Genomic DNA, 15,744 nt, shown 5'->3' with positions numbered 1-15,744 from the left:
CAGCAGCTCAAGCCAGCTTGGCCAGCAGCTTCATGAAAATGGCCGCTTCTTTGGCGGAAAGCGGCGCCAGCGTTTCCTGCGTAATCTCGCGGGCAAGCGGGATCAGCCGATCGATCGCGTCGCGCCCCTCGGCCGTCAGACTGACCAGCAGGCGCCGTTTGTCGACTTCGTGTTTGCTAAGTTCGACAAAGCCACGCGCTTTCAGCCGATCAATGACGCCCTTCACCGTCGCCGCATCCATGGCGATCAGGCTGCCAAGCTGGTTCTGCGAGGTCTCGCCGACGTCGCGCAATTTGGCCAAAGCGGCAAATTGCGGCGGCGTCAGATCGGCGATGTGTGCGGCGAAGATCGAGACGTGGCGCTGATGCGCCTTGCGCAGGATGAAGCCGACCTGCTCCTGCAAGCGATAGTCGTTTTCGTCAGGCTCCTCGGCCTCGACCAGCTTGAGCAGATTGTCGTCGGCGCTCACCGCAGCCCATCCCATGCCTTGATGTCCTTGGCCGCCAGTCCGCCCATGCGGTCGTGCACGCGCGGGCCGCAGGTCATGGCGAGGCAGAACAGGATCTCGTCGGGACGGGGGCCATCGCTGATGCCGATTTCCATAGCGTCGAAATGGCTGCGCACATAGGCGGCGTTGATGTGGCCGAGCGGCACATCGAGCCGCGCACCGAAAGCGCCGACCTTCTTCGCCGAGGGCACGATCGCCTTGGCGTCGCCGAGCCGCTCGCGCATGGCGTAGCCGCCCGGCACATGCCACAGCGCGCCATGCTCCAGCTCGCCTGCGGAGCCGACGATGGCACCCTTGCCGTAACCGTCGATCTGCTTGGCGTCGCCGCCCAAGGCGGCAATTAGCCGGTCAGCGAGCATCAGGCCGAGCGGCTTCAGATCTTCCATGGCGCCCTGCAGTTCCTCGACGTAACGGCCGGCGAACGGGTTCTTCACCACAGCCATGGCCGCCGCGCGGCGCCGCGGCACCTTCGCCACCGGCCCGCCTTCGTGAAAAATCTCTTCGGTCAGCACGGCGATCTTGCGGATCGGAAACTCAGGCATGAGCAATTTCCCTCTCTAAAACTTTATTGGCGAGCGCCACCCGACCTGCGATGCGCGCCTGACCGCCGAGGAAGAGCGCCGCGGCGACAATCAGGCCGCGCCGCCGAAACTCCTCGGCAACGGCAAATCCACCTTCCAGCGCAATAGCGATTTCAGCGGCGGAAAGCGGCCCGACGCCCTGCGTCACCAAACGGTCGCCGAGATCGCTGTCAGGTGCGAGATCGCGCGCCGGCACGCGCGTAACGGCCGGATGACCGGGCAGATCGATCGCGTTGGCGATCAAGGTCGCGGCGCCATCGGCTTCAGCACCCGTCCGCGCCAGCACCGTGACGGCGTCGGCAATGCCGAGCGAAAAGGAGCGGCCGCGCCAGCCGCTTGTCGCGACACCGCGGATCCCGTCTTCGGCCCGGATCGTGAGACGGTCTGCCAGCCCATGACCTGTCCCGGCAATGGCAAGCGTCATCGACCGGCCGTTGCCGAGATGGATCGCGCTGTCGCCGCCATCGTTGACATAGGCGCGATCGAGCCGGCGGCCGGCAAGCAGCGCACAAAGTACTTCATCGGCTACCGAGCCGGCGACGGCCGCCATCGGTGTGATGAATTGTTTCGCTAGCGGAACGACCGCCGCTTCCATGCGGCGCGCTGTCGGGCCAGCGAAAGTCCGTGGCCGCGAGGAGGCCGGGCAGCGCAGCTCGGGCAACTCTTCGACCAGTTCAACCAGGATTGTCTGGAAGCGCGCCACTGCCTGGCGATAGGCGGCGCTGCATTCACTCGCCTCGCCGAAGGCCTCGACGATCAGATCGATCGGCCCATGATTGAGGTGAAGCCGCCGGCCGTCCTCGAGCCAATGCGCCTGCGGGCCGTTCATCGCCCGGCTCCGTTCGTCACCGCGCGACGCAACTGCGCCAGCGGCGGCCAGGGATTGTCGCCGGGTGCGGCCGTGCCCTGGCGCGGGTTGAGATACTCGCCGCCCTTAGCCAGGATATCATCGACGCTGCGGATTTCGGCTTCGTAGCCGCCGAGCCTGACATAATCGTCGCGGCGCATGGTGAACTCGATCGGCGCCACCAGCGCCGGCGTCGGGACATAGCCGAAGGCGCCTTCCGGCACGCGGGTGACGTCGACCATCAGCGTGATGCCGCCGCCCGGCCAGACATAGACCGGCGCGCCGCCGACCGTCACATAAGTCGTCAAGCCCTGCACCGAGCGGGTCAGATTGACCGGGTTCTCGGTGACGCCGGCGCGCAGCGAGCCGCCGGCGCCGCCGACGAAAAGCACGGTGCAGAGCGCCGGCTCGCAATTGTCCTCGATCAGTTCAACCGACTTCCGCAGCCGCTCCGGGAACGGTTTCTGGACCGGCTTCAATTCGTCGTCGAGCTCGTAATAGGCGAATTGCTCGCCGGTGGTCGAGACCATCAGCAGCGACATGCCGGGGCGCGCACCCTTTTTGGCGTTCCATTCACCAAGGATCGACAGCGGGTCGGAAATGCTGGTGCCGCCCCAGCCGAGGCCGGGCTCCGAGACCTTGAAATAGCGGCCAGGCGTCGAACGGCGGCCGATGATCTTGATGCCGGTATCCTGCCAGCCAAGCACCTTGCCGGCCTGATGCTCGGAGACGACGCCGGTGATATGGTCGTCGACCACCACCACCTCGTCGACAAGGCCCCGCCACTGGGTGGCGAACATGCCGATCGTGGCCGAGCCGCAGCCGACGCGCATGCGCTGTTCGAGCTTACCGTCGATGACCGGCGGCTTGCCGGCTTCGACGATGACGGTGGCGCCGCCGTCGATGACAAGCTCGACCGGCTTGCGGTTGCACAGGCTGAGCATGGCGTCGCAGGTGGCGCGCCCTTCAGCCTTCGAGCCGCCGGTCAAATGATGCACGCCGCCCAGCGACAGCATCTGCGAGCCGTATTCGCCGGTGGTGACATGGCCGATCGCCTCGCCTTGGGCACGGACCGTTGCCGTTTCGGGGCCAATATGACGGTCGGTGTCGATCTTCACCTTGACGCCGCAATAGGAGAAGATGCCCTCGGTGACGACGGTGACCAGATCGACGCCTTCGACCTCCTGGCTGACGATGAAGGGCGCCGGCTTGTAGTCGGGATAGGTGGTGCCGGCGCCGATCGCGGTGACGAAGCGGCGGCCGGTGTTGACCAGTTCGCCGTCCCATGCCTCGCCTTCCTCGGCAAAGGGCACGACCGCGCCGCCTGTCTCGGCCGCGTGGTCGAGGATGGTCAGCGGATCCATCCGCACGATCCTGCCGCCGACATTGCCGTAGCGGTCGCAGGCGCCGGTGCGGCCGTCGGCGATGTAGCACATGACCGGACAGGCATCGCAGCGGATCTTCTCGGCCACCAGCTTCTCGCCAGGATCGTGTGTCTCGAAGCGTTCGGCAAGCTCGCTCATCGGCGCGCCTCCTTGTCGAGGATGGCGGCGCGGATGCGGGTCGGCGTCGCCGGAATTTTGGTGACCAGGACGCCGGTTGCGTGGCGGAACGCGTTGAGGATCGCCGGCGCCGTCGGGATCAGCACATGCTCGCCCAAACCCTTGGCACCGAAGGGTCCTTCCGGATCCGGAACTTCTATCAGGATGGTCTCGATCGGCGGCACGTCGCCGATGGTGGGGATCAGATAGTCGTGCAGGTTTTCGGTGCGGCCGGGGATGTATTCTTCCATCAGCGCCATGCCGATGCCCTGGGCGATGCCACCCTCGATCTGGCCTTCGGCAAGCAAGGGATTGATGGCCTTGCCGACATCGTGCGCGGCGGTGATTTTTATCAACTTCACGGTGCCGAGCCTGAGGTCGATCTCCAGTTCGGCGATCTGGGCGCCATAGCCATAGACAGCGTAAGGCTTGCCCTGACCTTTTGCATCGAGCGGCTGCGTCGGCGGGTCGTAGCTTTCCTCGGCCCGGAAGACGAAGCCTTCGGCGTCTGCCTTCAGCGACGAAAGATCGATGCGGCGCGTCGCTTCGCCTTCCCCGATGCTCAGACTTGTGCCGTCCAGCGCAATCGCCGCCTTTTCCGAGACATTGGCGAAACGCAAGATCTCCTCGCGCAAGGCGCGGCCGGCCTTTTCGGCGGCCTTGCCGGTGACGAAAGTCTGGCGCGAGGCCGAGGTCTTGCCGGCGTCGGGGGTGATCGCCGTGTCGGCGCCTTTCAGCCGGAGCTTTTCAAGCGGAAGACCCAACGCGTCGGCGCAGATCTGCGCGATGACGGTGTTCGAACCTTGCCCGATATCGACCGCCCCCTGATGCAGGACGACTTCGCCCGATACCGAGATGCCGACCTTGATGGTCGACGGATTGGGCAGCGAGGTGTTGCCGCAGCCGTACCAGCACGAGGCCACGCCGACGCCGCGTTTTTTGACGCTGCTACCGGCATTGAACGCTTCGGCATCATGAAGGGCACGCTGCCAATGTGAGCGGAGGGCCTCCAGGCAGTCGCCGATGCCGACGCCCGACTCGAGCCGCTGCCCGGTGACTGTTTCGGATCCGTTACGAAGGCAGTTCTTCAGGCGAAAGTCGAGCCGGTCCATGCCGAGCTTGTCGGCGAGCTCGTCATAGAGGGTCTCCTGCATGATCGTCGCCTGCGGCACGCCGAAACCGCGAAAGGCGCCGGCAATCGGACCATTGGTGTGGATGGCGCGGCCTTCGGCGCGATAGTTCGGCGTCGCATAGGGGCCGGAGGCGTGCACCGGCACGCGGTTGGCGACCGTCGGCCCCCAGCTGGCATAGGCGCCGGTGTTGAAATCGCCGGCGAAGACCATGCCGGTGACACGGCCGTCGGCATCGACGCCGATGCTCGCTTTCATCTGAGCCGGATGGCGCTTGGTGGTCGAGATCATCGATTCGGTGCGGGTATAGGCGAGCGCCGCCGGTCGACCGGTTTTCATGGCGACGAGGCCGATGAGCGGTTGCAGCGAGACGTCGAGCTTGGAGCCGAAGCCGCCGCCGGTGGCGGTCGGCACGATACGCACCTTTTCCGGGGCAAAGCCGAGCACTTTTGCCGTGTCGTCACGGTCCATATAGGGCGCCTGCGTGCAGGCGACGACGACCAGCGTGTCGCCGTCCATGAAGGCATAGCCGGCTTCCGGTTCGATATAGGCGTGCTCGACATAGGAGGTGTCGATGGCGCCGGAAACGACGAAAGCCGCACCGGCAAGCGCGGCCTCCGGGTCGCCACGCTCGACGAAGCCGGAGGTGAGCAGGTTCGACGGCCGGTTTTCATGGACCAGTGGCGCACCGCCGGCCCGTGCTTCGCCAGTTTCCAGAAAATGCGGCAATTCGGTCCAACTGACCGGAAAATCGGCAAGGTCGAGATCGAGGATAGCCTCGCATTCGCCGGCAACCAGCGCCACCGCCTCGCCGCGAAAGCGCGAAAATCCTTCAGCCAGCGCCGGCTGGTCGGCGAAGGGCGCGATGACGCCGAAACAATTCTTTCCCGGAATGTCGGCGGCGGTGAAGACGCCGGCAATGCCGGGATGGGATTTCACCCAGCCATCGAGATCGCCGAAGCTGAAGGCCGCATGATAATGCGGCGAGCGGACCACCAGCACAGACAATGCATCCATGGGGAAGGAATCGCCGCCGAACTTTTCGCCGCCGGTGACTTTCGGCACGCCATCGAGGCGGATCGGAGAGGAGCCGACGGCATGGCCGGACAATGGCATGCGCGGATCGAGACCATCGGTATAGCGCCAAGCATCCATTACCGCCGCAACGATCTTGCGATAGCCGGTACAGCGGCAGAGCACGCCGCCCAGCGCATCCTGCGTTTCGGCCTCGCTCGGGTAAGGCGTCCTGTCCAGGAGTGCCGTTGCCGCGACCAGCAGGCCGGGCGTGCAGGCGCCGCATTGTGCCGCGCCATGGCTGAGGAACGAAGCCTGCAGCGCCGACAGCCTGCCATTGGCGAGGCCTTCGACGGTCGTCACCACGGTGCCGGAGGCGGAAGCCGCGGGCATCAGGCAGGCGCAGACCGGCTCGCCGTCGACCAGCACCGTACAGGCGCCGCAATCGCCGGCATCACAGCCGATCTTGGTGCCGGTCAGCCGCAGCTCGTCGCGCAGCACCGCGGACAGCCGTCGCACCGGCGGCACGCAAACGCTGACGGCGGCGCCGTTGACCTCGAAGGCGATATCGGCGCGCTCCATGCCCATCAGGCTGCCGCCCTTTCGCCAGGAATAGCGCCCATCGTACCAAGCACGGCGCGGGCAACGATCTCGCGCGCAGCATCCAGCCGGTATTCGGCGCTGCCGCGAACATCCGCAATCGGCGACAGCTCGTCCATTGGCGCGGATTGGATCGCAGTGGCCAACGCGTGGCCGACGGGCCGGCCGCGCAGCGCCGCCTCGACACCCGCCAGGCGCCTGGCGACGACCGAGCAGGACCCGACGGCGACGGCAGCGTTCCTGACGACACCATCTTCGACGACCAGGCGGGCGGCGGCCATGGCGATAGAGATGACGAGATAACGCCGCGCGCCGAGTTTCACGAAGGCGGAGCCGCCGGCGGTCGCAGGTTTGGGAATGCGGATTGCCGTGACCATTTCGCCGGGCTGCAGTGCGGTGCGACGGTTGCCGAGGATGAATTCTGCAAGGGGCAGATGCCGGGTCGCCACCGCGGAACGCAGTTCGACTTCGGCATCGAGCACCAGCAGCGCCGGCACGCCGTCGGCGGCCGGCGAGGCATTGCAAAGATTGCCGGCAATCGAGGCAGTGTTCTGGATCTGCACCGAGCCGACTTCCCGCGCCGCCTGCTTCAGCGCGTCGAAGGCCGCCGGCAGCGGATGGCGGACGAGATCGGTCCAGGTGGTGCGCGCGCCAACGAGCCAATGGTTCTCGGCTTCGGCAATGCCGCGCAACGCCGCCAGGCCATTGATGTCGAGGATATTGTCGCGGAAAGGCTTGCTGCCCTGTGCCGGATAAAAGTCGGTGCCGCCGGCGAGGATGCGCCATTGTCCTTCGCCCAGCAAAGCGAGGGCGTCGTCGACCGTGGTGGGTTTTGCGTAACGGATCACGCTTTGCCTTCCCAGAATGGGCTTCCCGAGAGGGGATCCTGCCGAAAGATTTTCCCGAGCATTCAAGGCAGGAAATTCATTCGTATGCAAATGATATCAAGCCGGCAGGAATTGTCAAAGCCAGAGTTTGTACGACTGTTGGCACCGGTGCGCCCGGAACGCATTTGTTGTGCCATGAGAGGTTGACGCAGCCGGCCATCTGGTCAAGTTTCTGCGTCCGGTCGCGTTTTCATTGGAGCCTAAGCTCAAGACCAGAACATAAGGAGGGCTCCATGGCCGACGAAGCGCTTGTCGTCATCGACCTGCAGAACGATTTCTGCCCGGGTGGCGCCCTGGAAGTGGCTGGTGGCGACGAAATCGTGCCGTTGGTCAATGACCTGATCCGGCGGACCGAGCACGTCCTGCTGACGCAGGACTGGCACCCTGCCGGCCATTCCAGTTTTGCCTCCAGCCACCCCGGCAAGCAACCGTTCGAAACGATCGATGTGCCTTATGGCCACCAGACGCTGTGGCCGGATCACTGCATCCAGGGCAGCCTGGGGTCGGATTTCCATTCGGGCCTCGCCTGGAGCAAGGCCGAGCTGGTGATCCGCAAGGGGTTCCGTCCTGCGATCGACAGCTATTCGGCATTCTTCGAGAACGACCGGACGACGCCGACCGGCCTTGCCGGCTATCTCCGGGATCGGAACATCGAGACGCTGACCCTGGTCGGCCTGGCGACGGATTTCTGCGTCGCCTTTTCGGCGCTCGACGCGGTCAAGCTCGGTTTTGCGACGTCCGTGCGGCTCGACGCCTGCCGCGGCATCGATCTCAACGGCTCCGTGGAGAGGATGCTGGGCCGGATGCGCGATGCCGGCGTGGCACTGATTTGAACGTCATCCAGCCGAAGCTGACAGACTTTTGAGGGGCTTCATGCGGTTTGCGGCGTTGACGGCAAGTGCTGTACTGATTGCCGCAATTCTTTCTCCGGGAGCGGTTCTTGCGGCCGAAGCGCACGAATTGCCGGGCGCCGCCATGTCGCTGTGGTGGGTGCTGCCGTTTGCCGGGCTGTTGCTTTGCATCGCGACCGGGCCGTTGCTCTTCCAACATGCGTGGGAACACCATTACGGCAAGATCGCTGCCTTCTGGGCAGCGTTGGTGATCGGGCCGCTGGCCATCGCCTTCGGCATCCCGTCGGCCACGCAGGTGGTGCTGCATGCGCTGCTCACCGAATACATGTCGTTCATCATCCTGCTGTTTGCGCTGTTCACCATTTCGGGCGGCATCTTCGTTGCCGGCAACATACACGGCACGCCGCTGGTCAATGCCGGGCTGTTGCTGGGCGGGGCGGTGCTTGCCTCGATCATTGGCACAACCGGCGCCTCGATGATCCTGATCCGGCCGCTCATCCGCGCCAACGACAACCGGCGCTTCAACGCCCATGTCGTCATCTTCTTCATCTTCCTGGTGTCCAACATCGGCGGGTCGCTGACGCCGCTCGGCGATCCGCCGCTGTTCGTCGGCTTCCTGCGCGGCGTCGATTTCTTCTGGACGACAGTTCACCTGTTGCCCGAGACGCTGTTCGTCGCCGGCGTGGTGCTGGTGGTTTTCCTGGCGGTCGACATCTTCATGCATCACCGGGAGGAAGGCGCGCCGAAGATCAAGGATCCGACGCCCGACAGCAAGGTGCGCATTCGCGGCCTGGCCAACATCCCGCTGCTGGCAGGGGTGATCGCCGCGATCCTGATTTCCGCTGCCTGGAAGCCGGAAGTGAGCTTCTCTTTTCAGGGCGTCAGCCTCGAGCTGCAGAACCTGGTGCGCGACGCCGCCATCCTGATACTGGCCTTCACTTCGCTTGTCGTCTCGCCGAAGGAGTTTCGCGGCGCAAACGCCTTCAGCTGGGGGCCGATTGCCGAGGTGGCGAAGCTGTTCGCCAGCATCTTCATCTGCATCGTGCCGGTCGTCGCCATATTGCGGGCCGGGCTCGACGGCGCGCTGGCGCCGTTGGTGCTGCTGGTCAGCTCCCCGACCGGCGCGCCCGACAACCTTGCTTATTTCTGGCTGACCGGGGCGCTGTCGTCCTTCCTCGACAATGCGCCGACCTATCTGGTGTTCTTCGAACTGGCCGGCGGCGATGCGCAGCATCTGATGACCGAACTCGCCTCGACGCTGGCGGCGATCTCGGCCGGCGCGGTGTTCATGGGCGCCAACACCTATGTCGGCAATGCGCCGAATTTCATGGTCTATGCCATTGCCAGGCATCGCGGCATCAAGATGCCGAGCTTCTTTGGCTATATGGCGTGGTCTGGCGCCGTGCTGATCCCGACGTTCCTGCTTGCCGGCTTGCTGTTCTTTGCCTGATCATCCGACGCCGACATAGCGACGGACCGCCGAGGGATCGGCACGCAGTTCCTCGACATTGACCGTCTCGCGGTTGCGGCCGTTTTCGATGAAGCAAACGCGGTCTGCGACCGACAGCACAGCATCGACGCGCTGCTCGACAAGAATTGTCGACACGCCGAGCGCTCGCAGTTTCGACACGGTTTCGCGAATCTTGGCGATCATCGACGGCATCAGCCCTTCGGTCGGCTCGTCGAGCAGGAGCACCTGCGGTTCCAGACACAAGGCGCGCGCCATGGCCAGCATCTGCTGCTCGCCGCCGGACAGCGTGCCGGAACGCTGCCTGAGGCGCTGGCGCAGCAGCGGGAAAAGATCGAGCACGTTTTCGCGCGTCGCCTTGCCCTTGTTGCGGGCCATCAGGCCGATCTCGATGTTTTCCGCCACCGTCATCTCGGCGAACAGCCGCCGGCCCTGCGGCACGTAGGCGACGCCGGCCTTGGGCACCTCATGCGCCGGCAGGCCTGTCAACTCCCGCCCTTCGAGCTTGATCGAGCCGGCGCTTGCCGGCACCAGGCCCATGATCGCCTTCAGCGTCGTCGTCTTGCCGGCGCCGTTGCGGCCGAACAGGCAGAGCACCTCGCCCTCGTTCAACACGAGATCGAGGCCATAGAGCACCTGGACCTCGCCATAGAAGCAGTCGAGCCCGGAGATCGTCAGTGCCTTGGACTGGGCCTCAGCCATTGGTCGTCCCCAGATAGGCGTCCTGCACCGCGGCATTGGCGCGGATCTGCTCGGGTGTGCCTTCAGCTAAAATTCTGCCGGCGTTGAAGACGGTGATGCGGTCGGCGAGCTGCATGACCACCGGCATGTTGTGCTCGATCAAAAGCACGGTGGCGCTATCGGCGATCTCGCGCACCAGCTCGATGAAATTGTCGATCTCGCTGTCGGCCAGCCCTTGCGTCGGTTCGTCGAGGATCAGCAGCCGCGGCTTCAGTGCCAGCCCCATCGCCACTTCCAACAGGCGCTGGTGACCGTAGGACAATTGCCCCGCCGGCATGTGGGCGCGGTCGGCAAGGCCGGTACGCTCGAGGGCGGCCATGACGCCGGTGTGAACCGCACTCTTCGAGCGGCCGTCGGTCAGCGTGCGCTGCACCGGCAGGGCAACATTGTCGTAGGCGCTGAGATTGGCGAAGACGCTGGTGATCTGGAACGTGTAGGCGATGCCAAGGCGAACCCTGGCGTAGGCCGGCAGGCTGGTGATGTCGGCGCCATCGAAAACGATCGTGCCCGACGAGGGCTGGATGCGGCCGCTGACCAGGCTGACGAAGGTGGTTTTGCCGGCACCGTTGGGGCCGATGACGGCGCGGATCTCGCCCGGCATCAGCGCGAAGTCGACGCCGTCGACGGCGCGCAAGCCGCCGAAACTGCGCGACAGTCCTTTGGTCGTCAAAAGCGGCATCATGGCAACCACCCGACCCAGCGTTGGCGGATACTGCCGAGAATGCCTTTCGGGAAGAACAGCACCAGCAGGATCAGTGCTATGCCGACGATCAGCAAATAGGCCGAGGTGTAGCCGCTGGCGACGTCGATGACGTAATACATGAACAGCGTGCCGATCAGCGGCCCGAGCGTGGTGGCGGCGCCGCCCAGCAGCACCCAGAGCAGCGGCAGGATGGAATATTGCACCGAGGCGAAGCTCGAGCCGACATAGCCGAACAGCAGCGCATAGGCCGCGCCGGACGCCGCGCAGATGCTGCCGGAGATGACGACGGCGGCAAGCTTGCTGGAGAACGTATCGTAGCCAAGCATCTTGGTCCGCTCCTCGTTCTCGCGGATGGCGACCAGCACGCGACCGTAGCCGGAGCGGACTATGGCCAGGCTTATAAGCAGCACGATCGAGAACATCGCCAGCGCGCTCATATAGCGCACGGTCGGGTTGGTGAGGTCGAGCGACGTGCTGCCCAGGACCAGGACACGCATCGGCTGCGGCACGACCATGCCCTGGTCGCCGCCGGTCCACGCGGCGAGATAGAGGATGACGAGATAGAATACCTGCGCGAACATCATTGTGACGATCATGAAGGCGACGCCGGAGGTGCGCAGCGCCAGCAGCCCGATCACCAGCGCGAGAAGCGCGCCGCAGGCAAGCCCGGTTGCGAAGGCGGCCGATACGCTCCAGCCGAGATGGATGACGGCAAGCCCGGCGCCATAGAGCCCGGCCGAAAAGAACATGGCATGGCCGAGGCTGAGCAGCCCGACATAGCCGAACAGCAGATTATAGCCCATGGCGAAGACCGCCAGCACCATGATGCGGGCGAGCAGGCCGTGATGGTATTCCGGCAGGATGAAGCTAAGCCCCAAAAGCAGGGCGATGACGCCGAGATGCAGCGCATATGGCTTTGCCGGCGAAGCATCCTTCATCGCGATGTCGTCCCGAACAGGCCCTGCGGCCGGAACACCAGCACCATGGCGACGAGCAAGGTGGCGATGATCTTGGCCAGCGTCGGTGAGAAGAACACCGAGATAATGCCGTCGGAAAGGCCGATCAGCACCGCGGCGACGACCGTGCCGCGCAACGAACCAAGGCCGCCGATGATGACGACGATGAACGAGAGCAGCAGCGGGTCTTGTCCCATCAGATAATGCGCCTGGCTGATCGGCACGATCAGCACCGCGGCGACAGCAGCCAGCATGGCGCCGAGGGCAAAGACGCCGGCATAGACTTTGGTCACCGGAATGCCGAAGGCCTGCGCCGTCTCGCTGTCATATTGTGTGGCGCGCATGATGAGGCCGATTTTCGTGCGCGTCAGCACCAGCCAGGTCGCGACCAGCAGCAGCGCCGACGCGGCGATGATCGACAGCTTGTAGCCGGAATAGCCGAACCACGGCAGGAGGATGCGGTAGCTGAACGGCGGCTCCACCGGCCGCGCCTCCGGGCCGTAGAAGGTCAGCGCCAGTTGCTGGATGATGTAGAGCATGCCGATGGTGGCGACGATGGTGGCTTCCGGATTGTAGTTGAGCCGGCGCAGCACCAGCCGTTCGGCGATCAGCGCGATCAGGCCGACGATTAGCGGCGCCAGCACCAGGGCGGCCAGGAAGCCAAGCGCCGGATGGCCGGATATCGCCGTAGAGATCGCCCAGGCAAGCACCGCGCCCAGCATGAAGAACTCGCCATGCGCGACATTGACGACGCGCATGACGCCGAACACCAGCGATAGGCCAAGCGCCGTCAGCGCCAGCACGGCGGAGGTGACGAGGCCTTCGAGGGCGGCGAGGAGCAGGTGTGGTCCGAAGTGCATCGGCTAAGTACCGGCGGATGCGCGAAGCACCCCCCTCTGGCCTGAGGGGAATGTCTCGGCGCTCACGCTTGCGGCAGCAGCCAAGCTCACAGCGCCTGCGTGGTGTAATCCCCTTCCGGCTCGTAGAGGCCGTCCTCGATCTTGGTCTTGTGGACGACATTCAGCCGGCCGCCTTCGACCTTGGAGATGTTCTGGATACCAAAACACTGGTGGATCTTGCCGTTGAAGGTTTTCGGTCCCTGCGGATGCTCGGGCCCCTCGGCGAACTCGGTCAACGCCTCGGTCGCCTCGACCAGCTTGGCGCGGTCTTCCGGGCCCTTGTAGCCGGCGTCCTCCATCGCCTTCTTGACGACGTAGAGCGTTTCCCAGCAGCCGAACATGTGCGCGGCGGTGGAGACGTCCTTGGGGTCGCCGACAGCGGCACCATTGTCGTCGATGCCGACGGCGGCGCGGTAGGCCTTCTGCGCAGGGGAGTCATCGGGCTGCGCATAACGCGGCGAACCTTCCCAGAAATGGCTGCCGTCGAGGAATTCGAGGCCGGGGCTGTTGATGTCGGTGGCTTCGAGCGAATCGATGAAGCCGAACAGCTGCGGCCGATTGGAGCCGTAGAACTCGCCGAGCTCCTTGACGAAGGTGAGCACCGCCGGGCCGACCATGACGTGGTAGATCACCTCGGTCTCCGCGGGGATCTGCGGGAAATATTTGGTGAAGGAGGATTCCGTCGGCGGAATCGCGATCTGCGCGATGACCTCGGCGCCTTGCGCCTTCAGCGCCGGCGGCAGGTAGTCGCGATGGTCGTAGCCGAAGGCGAAATCGGGGAAGATCTGCGTCACCTTCTTGCCGGCGTTGGCGGCAATCCACGGCGCCATCGACTGGATCTGGCTCTTCACATCGGTGATGCCGGGCTGAAAGACGTAGCGGTTCAATTTGGTCGAGGCGACGTGGTGGCCTTCGCTAACGACGAAATAAGGCATCTTGGCCTCGCCGGCGGCCGGCGCCGAGCCGATGACGACATGCGAAAACAGCGTACCGTAGACTATGTCGGTCTTGTGCTGGGAGGCGAACTTGCCGACGACTTCGGCGCCGCGGCCGGGATCGGTGCCGTCATCCTCGATGATCACCTCGACCGGCCGGCCGTTGATGCCGCCGGCATCGTTGATCGCCTTGACCGCAGCCGCCGTGGTCTTCTCGTACCAGCGGCCGTAGGCGGCGCCGATACCGGTGCGGTGCGACTGGAAGCCGATCTTGATCGGCGCCGAACTCTGCGCCTGGCTGTACCGCACGAACCCAGGCGCGACGGCGAGGCCAGCGCCCGCGGCCAGGCCTTTTAGCGCCGTGCGGCGGGTGAGAGCGGATCTGGAGAGATCGAAAAACCCATTCTTGTCAGTCACGGCAGTTCCCCTTGTTTTTGAGCTTTGACCAATGGCTGTAGCGAGGCAGACCACTCTTGCTAAGAGGGCAGAAAATTGCATGTGTACAAACTAAATCACCAAAGCTCCGACGTGGCAAGCGAGCTTTCCCCAAGGTTCGATCGACGGGCATCGCACACCTCGTTCATCCGGCGCTCGGCGTCGCAAGCAGCCATAGGCCGAGGACGGTGTAGGCGATCATCAGCACGGTGAGCGGGAACTGGCTGAGCGCGGCGCGAACCGGAATGGGGTGCAGCCGCCAGGCCAAGCCATGGGCGACAAACACTGCAAATATGTGGCCTACTATGATGACGCCGGCCTGGAGGTTCCACAGCCACCACGCCGAACCGGCGCCGGCGACGACGCCGGCTTCAATTGACATGTCGGCGCTACCGAACAGGTTCCAGCCCAGCGCAAACGGGTCGGAGAGAGCGGCAATCGCATATTGGCCGTCGACCAGCAGTGCCGTCAGATAGTGTGCGAAGTGGTAGGCGAGCGCTATCGGCACGATCGACCAGACCAAAAGCCCGGCGGCGTGACCAAGCGAATGCTTGCTGCCGGCAAGGTGCTGGCCAAGAAAGACGGCGAGCGCGAACACGGCCGCAAGCACGGCAAAGCTCAGCACAAGACCGAAACTGCCGATGCCGATCAAAGCGGTGCGTCCAGGGAACTCCAGCGGATTGATGCCGAACCAGCCTAGCCAGAAGAAGGTTTTCGACAGGCCGTCGAAGGACACCGACGACAGCGAGAGCAGCAGGAAAGCGACGCCGCTGAGCGGCAGCGGCGCGGCACCAAGCAGCTTGGCGCCCGGCCAGCAGAGTTTGAGTCGGCCGTCTGCACCACGCTCGACGATGGCGAAGCGCGCCACCATCGAAAAGAATACGGTCAGGAATTCACCGCGCAGGCTCCAGTCGCGGTAGCCGAAGGCCTGCATGGCGGCGAAGCTCAGCAGCCAGTAGGCGCCGGCGGCCCAGGCCAACCGAGCCGGATCGTCGGGCGCCGGGTCGATCAGCTCGAACCAGGCGAAGGCGAAGAACAGCACGAAAGCCGGCCAATAGCCGAGCCACCGGGGGAGCAGACACGGCTGCGTTCTGCCGGACAGGCGCGAGGCGACGCGGCACGGCCCGTACCAGGGATTGAGCCACGACCAGAGATCGCCGGCGAGCCCCTGCAACAGAGCCAGGCCAACCCAGAGCAATGTCCATACGGTCAGCGGCAGCGGGTTGGAGAGCGGATCGCGGCTGCCGAACAGGCCGGCGGCAATGAGAATTGCAAAGCCGGCAAAGGATACCAGGCTGACGGCAGTCCGCGCTCCGTCGCCGAAGGCGAAAAGCGGCAGGCGTTTGCGCCAGAAGCGGTCGAGGGAGTCCGGCGGGAGTAGAGCCAGGATCAGGAAGCTCGCGGCAATGGCGAGCGCGCCGCCGGCGACATAGTAGCCGGTGGGAAGCAGCAGAACGTGGCCGCGGTCGGAGGCGTGGGCGAACGCGGGCGTGGGCAGGAATGCCAAGGAAGCGACGAGGCCAGGAATGGCTGACGAACAACAGCGCTCTACGGCGCCCCCCTCTGTCCTGCCGGACATCTCCCCCACTTGGGGGGAGATCGGCTGGCTGTGGGGTCGGCGCTTTTCTTGCAACATGCAAGATTGGCG

14 protein-coding genes are annotated in these 15,744 nt (G+C 64.8%); 2 read left to right on the top strand and 12 right to left on the bottom strand.

Annotated features, from left to right (window positions below; genetic code table 11):
* Nucleotides 1–7: 7 nt before the first annotated feature.
* From NKG60_RS07930 to NKG60_RS07905, 6 genes are read right to left on the bottom strand one after another with little or no spacing between them, the layout of a single operon-like run.
* Nucleotides 8–469 (bottom strand): MarR family winged helix-turn-helix transcriptional regulator, encoded by a 462-nt coding sequence (locus NKG60_RS07930; protein WP_352863092.1) that lies wholly within the window; start codon nt 467–469, stop codon nt 8–10.
* Entirely contained in the window at nt 466–1,050 is a 585-nt protein-coding gene (locus NKG60_RS07925; protein ID WP_352862957.1) for an amino acid synthesis family protein, read from the bottom strand. Before NKG60_RS07925 ends, NKG60_RS07930 begins: the two co-directional genes overlap by 4 nt.
* Nucleotides 1,043–1,918 carry a UPF0280 family protein gene (locus NKG60_RS07920; RefSeq protein ID WP_352974753.1) on the bottom strand — a complete coding sequence of 292 codons (876 nt, stop codon included), beginning with the start codon at nt 1,916–1,918 and terminating at the stop codon, nt 1,043–1,045. Before NKG60_RS07920 ends, NKG60_RS07925 begins: the two co-directional genes overlap by 8 nt.
* Entirely contained in the window at nt 1,915–3,459 is a 1,545-nt protein-coding gene (locus NKG60_RS07915; RefSeq protein ID WP_352862955.1) for a 6-hydroxynicotinate reductase, read from the bottom strand. The genes NKG60_RS07920 and NKG60_RS07915 overlap by 4 nt, the downstream gene beginning before the upstream one ends.
* Nucleotides 3,456–6,209 (bottom strand): molybdopterin-dependent oxidoreductase, encoded by a 2,754-nt coding sequence (locus NKG60_RS07910; RefSeq protein ID WP_352862954.1) that lies wholly within the window; start codon nt 6,207–6,209, stop codon nt 3,456–3,458. The genes NKG60_RS07915 and NKG60_RS07910 overlap by 4 nt, the downstream gene beginning before the upstream one ends.
* Nucleotides 6,209–7,069 carry an FAD binding domain-containing protein gene (locus NKG60_RS07905; RefSeq protein ID WP_352862953.1) on the bottom strand — a complete coding sequence of 287 codons (861 nt, stop codon included), beginning with the start codon at nt 7,067–7,069 and terminating at the stop codon, nt 6,209–6,211. Before NKG60_RS07905 ends, NKG60_RS07910 begins: the two co-directional genes overlap by 1 nt.
* Before the next feature lie 272 nt (nt 7,070–7,341).
* Here NKG60_RS07905 and pncA point away from each other — a divergent pair, with 272 nt between their 5' ends.
* Together pncA and NKG60_RS07895 are read left to right on the top strand one after the other, a co-directional pair.
* Nucleotides 7,342–7,941 (top strand): bifunctional nicotinamidase/pyrazinamidase, encoded by a 600-nt coding sequence (pncA, locus tag NKG60_RS07900; RefSeq protein WP_352490552.1) that lies wholly within the window; start codon nt 7,342–7,344, stop codon nt 7,939–7,941.
* A 40-nt stretch (nt 7,942–7,981) separates the two neighbouring features.
* Entirely contained in the window at nt 7,982–9,409 is a 1,428-nt protein-coding gene (locus NKG60_RS07895; RefSeq protein ID WP_352974750.1) for a sodium:proton antiporter, read from the top strand.
* On the opposite strand, the gene NKG60_RS07890 is transcribed toward NKG60_RS07895, so the two are convergent.
* The 6 genes from NKG60_RS07890 to NKG60_RS07865 all read right to left on the bottom strand — a co-directional run bounded on the left by NKG60_RS07890 (nt 9,410) and on the right by NKG60_RS07865 (nt 15,675).
* Nucleotides 9,410–10,129 (bottom strand): ABC transporter ATP-binding protein, encoded by a 720-nt coding sequence (locus tag NKG60_RS07890; RefSeq protein ID WP_352974749.1) that lies wholly within the window; start codon nt 10,127–10,129, stop codon nt 9,410–9,412. It lies immediately after the preceding gene.
* Nucleotides 10,122–10,850, bottom strand: a complete 729-nt coding sequence (locus tag NKG60_RS07885; RefSeq protein ID WP_352974747.1) for an ABC transporter ATP-binding protein — start codon at nt 10,848–10,850, stop codon at nt 10,122–10,124. The genes NKG60_RS07890 and NKG60_RS07885 overlap by 8 nt, the downstream gene beginning before the upstream one ends.
* Complete coding sequence (locus NKG60_RS07880) at nt 10,847–11,809, bottom strand: branched-chain amino acid ABC transporter permease (protein WP_352974745.1); 963 nt, start codon at nt 11,807–11,809, stop codon at nt 10,847–10,849. Before NKG60_RS07880 ends, NKG60_RS07885 begins: the two co-directional genes overlap by 4 nt.
* A complete protein-coding gene (locus NKG60_RS07875) occupies nt 11,806–12,687 on the bottom strand; it encodes a branched-chain amino acid ABC transporter permease (protein ID WP_352862948.1) in 882 nt (293 codons plus the stop codon). Before NKG60_RS07875 ends, NKG60_RS07880 begins: the two co-directional genes overlap by 4 nt.
* Nucleotides 12,688–12,773: 86 nt before the next feature.
* Nucleotides 12,774–14,078, bottom strand: coding sequence for an ABC transporter substrate-binding protein (locus NKG60_RS07870; protein WP_352467797.1), 1,305 nt, complete (start codon nt 14,076–14,078; stop codon nt 12,774–12,776).
* A gap of 163 nt (nt 14,079–14,241) precedes the next feature.
* On the bottom strand, nt 14,242–15,675 hold the full coding sequence (locus tag NKG60_RS07865; RefSeq protein ID WP_352862947.1) for a hypothetical protein: 1,434 nt from the start codon (nt 15,673–15,675) through the stop codon (nt 14,242–14,244).
* Between the last annotated feature and the right edge of the window lie 69 nt (nt 15,676–15,744).

It is taken from the genome of Mesorhizobium sp. M1428 (genome assembly GCF_040317515.1).
In the GTDB taxonomy this organism is placed as follows: Bacteria; Pseudomonadota; Alphaproteobacteria; order Rhizobiales; family Rhizobiaceae; genus Mesorhizobium.
The sequence above is the reverse complement of the archived record's forward strand: the minus strand, read 5'-3'. Positions and strand labels throughout refer to the sequence as shown.